Genomic DNA, 3,791 nt, shown 5'->3' on the forward strand with positions numbered 1-3,791 from the left:
TTCTGAAATTCGTTCCACAGGCCAACCTGACCGCTCTCGACCCGATCTGGACGACGGCGACCGTGACCAACAATCACGGCTACTTCGTCTTCGACACGCTTTATGGCGGCGATCTCGACCTGAAGCCTCAGCCGCAGATGGCCGAAGGGCACGAGATCTCGGCCGACGGCAAGACGTGGCGCATCAAGTTGCGGGAAGGGCTGGCTTTCCATGATGGCGCGCCGGTGAAACCGGCCGACTGCATCCAGAGCATGAAGCGCTGGTGCCAGCGCGATCCTTACGGGCAGCTGCTGGCCAAGGTCGTCGAGGCCTGGAACGCGCCTGACGATCGCACCATCGAGATCAAGCTGACCCGGCCTTTCCCGATGATGCTCGACCTGCTCTCCAAGGCCGACAATCCACCCTTCATCATGCCGGAGCGTCTGGCGCAGACAGACGCGACCAAGCAGGTGGCGGAGGTCGTCGGCTCCGGGCCCTACAAGTTCGTCGCCGGCGAGTTCGTCACGGGCAGCCGGGCCGTCTACGAGAAGTTCGACGGCTACAAGCCGCGCAGCGAGCCGCCGAGCCGCAATGCCGGCGGCAAGGTCGCGAATTTCAAGCGGATCGAATGGCACATCCTGCCGGATCCGGCGACGGCGGCTGCGGCGCTGAGCACCGGCGAGGTGGACTGGTGGGAGCGCCCGCTCGCCGATCTTCAGCCGATGCTGGCGAAGAACGCCGACATCAAGCGCGAGGTGATCGACAAGGCCGGACGCGGTGCGATCATCCGGCTCAACCACCTGCAACCTCCGTTCAACAATCCGAAGGTGCGCGCCGCCGTCCGCATGGCGGTGAAGCAGGAGGACTACATGCGCGCCGCCCAGGGCGACGACACCGAGATGTGGCAGGTCTGCCGCAATCTCTGGTGGCGCGGCACGCCCTACTATACCGGCGAGCAGGAAGACCTGATGCCGCAGAGCCTGGAGAAGGCCAAGGCCGCGCTCAAGGACTCCGGCTACAAGGGCGAGAAGGTCGTCATCATCAACCCGACCGACTTCCCGGATATCGGCCCGCTCGGCGAGGTCACCTACGAACTGCTCAAGCAACTCGGCATGAATGTCGAGATGGCCGCGAGCGACTGGGGCACGGTCATCCAGCGCCGCAACAGCCGCGAGCCGGTCGAGAAGGGCGGCTGGAGCATCTTCCACACCACCGGCTCCGCCGTCGGCTGGGGCAATCCGGCGCTGTCCAACCTCGTGCGCGGCCAGGGCGAGAAGGGCTGGTTCGGCTGGTGGACGAGCGAGAAGGCGGAGGCCCTGGCCGAGCAATGGCTCTACGCACCCGACGAAGCCGCGCAGAAGAAGGTCGCGGCGGAGCTCGGCCGGCTGGCGCTCGAGGAATGCGCGACCATTCCGCTCGGCCAGTTCGTGATCCGCACGGCCTATCGGAAGAACCTGACCGGCATGCTGGCTGGCTCGGCGCCCTATCCCTGGGGGCTGAAGCGGGCCTGACGCAGCAAGGCCGGGGCGGGCCCTGCCCGCCCCGTAGCGTGCGGCTCAGCGCCGGGCCGCGACGGCTGCCGACCAGGGCGATGCCGCGTCGCTGGAAGCCTCGGCACCGTCGCGGTCGACGGTGATGAAGTTCGGGCAGGCGAAATTGATCGGCATGACAGCGTGCTCGGCAAGTGTCGTCGGTCCGGCCTGCTCGAGCGCCCCGAGCGTCTCGGCCGGCAGCCGCAGATCGGCGGTGGTGGAATCCGGGCCCGAGATGTCGATGCGCGGCTGGTGGGCCGTTTCCTCGGTGGACATGCCGAAGTCGAGCTGCCAGGCGAGCGTCTGGTAGACGCTGGCCAGGATGCGTCGCCCGCCGGAGGAGCCGGCGGCGAGGCGTGGCCAGCCGCCATCTTTCGGCGTCACCACGACCGGGCACATGTTGCAGAGCGGGCGCGCGCCGGGCGCGATCGCATTGGCGCTGCCGGGGCGCGGGTCGAACCACATCATGCCGTTGTTCATCAGCACGCCGGTCGAGGGCAGCACGACGCGGCTGCCCATCGAGGACAGCAGGGTGGTGGTGACGGCGACGAGATTGCCTTCGCCATCGACGACGGTGAGATGCGTGGTGCAGGTATCGCCCGGCTCCTTGGCGGCCGTCGCGGCGCCGAGTCCGTCAAGGCGCTCGCGATAGGCCTGCCGCATGACGCGCGAGAGCTGCGCGAACCAGGCAGGCGAAGGACCTTCGCCGTCGATCTCCGCATCGGCCATGCCTGCGATCACGCGCTCGAGCGTCGGGGCGGCGGTGAGGCCGCCGGCGGTATGGATGAGATGGCTGCCGCGCCAGTCGATCGTCGGAGAGGGGCGCAGCCGGGCCTCGCAGCCGGCCAGATCCCGCTCGTCCACCACGCCGCCGGCCGCGGCGACGTCGGCAGCGAGGCGGCGGGCGACGTCACCGCGATAGAAGTCGTCGAGTCCGGCCTCGGCCAGCCGCTCCAGCGTTTCTGACAGCTTGCCCAGGGGCATGAAGCCGGGCGTGCCCTGATAGGGCGGCACGGGCGGCAATCCGCCTGGCAGATAGATGCGCGCGCTCTCCTCGTAGAGCCTGAGCACCGAGGCCGAGGAGGCGATCTTGAGCGTCGTGTACCAGTCGGCCGGCAGGCCGCGCCGGGCGAGGGCGATCGCCGGGGCAAGGATATCCGCCAGCGGGAGCGCGGAGCCGAAGGCATCCTTCAGTTTGGAATAGCCGGCGACGGACGACGGAACGCAGAAGGAGAGGGGGCCGTGGATGTTGCGGTCGCCGACGACCTCAGGCCAGGTGAAGAGGTCCTTCTTCATCTCGCCGGTGAGGGGATAGTCGGCAGGGTCTGCGCGGTGCGGCGCGATCGGTCCGAAGTCGACAACCTGCGCCTGGCGCTCGCCGGCCTTCAGCACCACCGCGAAGCCGATGCCGCCGAGCCCGCTGTTCCAGGGCTCGACAGCAGCGAGCGCGAAGCAGGCGGCGACGGCGGCGTCGGCGGCGTTGCCGCCCTGTTCGAGAATCGCGGCTCCCGCCTCCGCGGCCTCGCGGCTCTGCGAGACGACGATGCCGTGCCGTCCGCGGGCGGCAGGCTTGGTCAGAAGCCAGTTCTGGCTGCGATAGGGGCGGGCTGCTTCGGCCATGCTGGCGACCTCGGGCGATTGCGGAGGTCGCCATACTGCATGCCGCTTCCGGCAGCGTCGAATGCGTCGTGGCGGGCGGGGAGCCGCGCCGCGTGCAGGGCGGGGGCGGTCAGAACACGTTCGGGTAGATGTAGCGGACGATCACGCTCTGGATGAAGTAGATGATCAGCAGCAGGATGATCGGAGAAATGTCGATGCCGCCGAGATTCGGCAGGCGATCCCGGATCGGGCGCAGAACCGGTTCGGTGATGCGGTAGAGCGAATCCCAGACGGTGGAGACGAACTGGTTGCGGGTGTTGATGACGTTGAAGGCGATCAGCCAGCTCAGCACGGCCGAGGCGATCAGAATCCACACATAGATCTGCAGGGCGAGCAGAACCACGTCGAGAACGGCACGCATCGATCTTCCTTTTGCGCCTGTCCGGAAAGGGTTCGCTGAATATCGTCTGCACCCGCCAAAACAATTGGCGGAAGTGATTGACATCCACGCGGCGCACAGCCTAGAAGGCCAGCGCCTTGGGGCTGTAGCTCAGATGGGAGAGCGCTGCAATCGCACTGCAGAGGTCAGGGGTTCGAATCCCCTCAGCTCCACCAAGGTTCCTCCCGAAATCGTCGCCCACGTAGATTGCGCCTGAACGCCGTCCGTTGATGTCGGCAGGC

At 67.6% G+C, this 3,791-nt stretch carries 3 protein-coding genes and 1 tRNA gene; 2 read left to right on the forward strand and 2 right to left on the reverse strand.

Features of this window, described 5'->3' with window-relative positions; all coding sequences use genetic code 11:
- Positions 1-1,490 (forward strand): ABC transporter substrate-binding protein (locus ACIPIA_RS11955; RefSeq protein WP_400509757.1); only part of this gene is annotated, 1,490 nt, incomplete at its 5' end.
- A 45-nt stretch (positions 1,491-1,535) separates the two neighbouring features.
- Here the strand turns inward: ACIPIA_RS11955 and ACIPIA_RS11960 are convergent.
- On the reverse strand, positions 1,536-3,131 hold the full coding sequence (locus ACIPIA_RS11960; protein ID WP_400509759.1) for a gamma-glutamyltransferase: 1,596 nt from the start codon (positions 3,129-3,131) through the stop codon (positions 1,536-1,538).
- Between the two features lie 109 nt (positions 3,132-3,240).
- Positions 3,241-3,531 carry a YggT family protein gene (locus ACIPIA_RS11965; protein ID WP_400509761.1) on the reverse strand — a complete coding sequence of 97 codons (291 nt, stop codon included), beginning with the start codon at positions 3,529-3,531 and terminating at the stop codon, positions 3,241-3,243.
- Between the two features lie 118 nt (positions 3,532-3,649).
- Between ACIPIA_RS11965 and ACIPIA_RS11970 the strand changes: the two genes are divergently transcribed.
- Positions 3,650-3,725, forward strand: a tRNA-Ala gene (locus ACIPIA_RS11970).
- The last annotated feature ends 66 nt before the right edge of the window (positions 3,726-3,791 follow it).

This window comes from Allobosea sp. CER48 (assembly GCF_044752385.1).
Taxonomy (GTDB): domain Bacteria; phylum Pseudomonadota; class Alphaproteobacteria; order Rhizobiales; family Beijerinckiaceae; genus Allobosea.

Coding starts and splice junctions, on each gene's coding strand:
- ACIPIA_RS11960 (WP_400509759.1), bottom strand. CDS start 3,131: ATGGCCGAAGCAGCCCGCCCCTATCGCAGCCAGAACTGGCTTCTGACC.
- ACIPIA_RS11965 (WP_400509761.1), bottom strand. CDS start 3,531: ATGCGTGCCGTTCTCGACGTGGTTCTGCTCGCCCTGCAGATCTATGTG.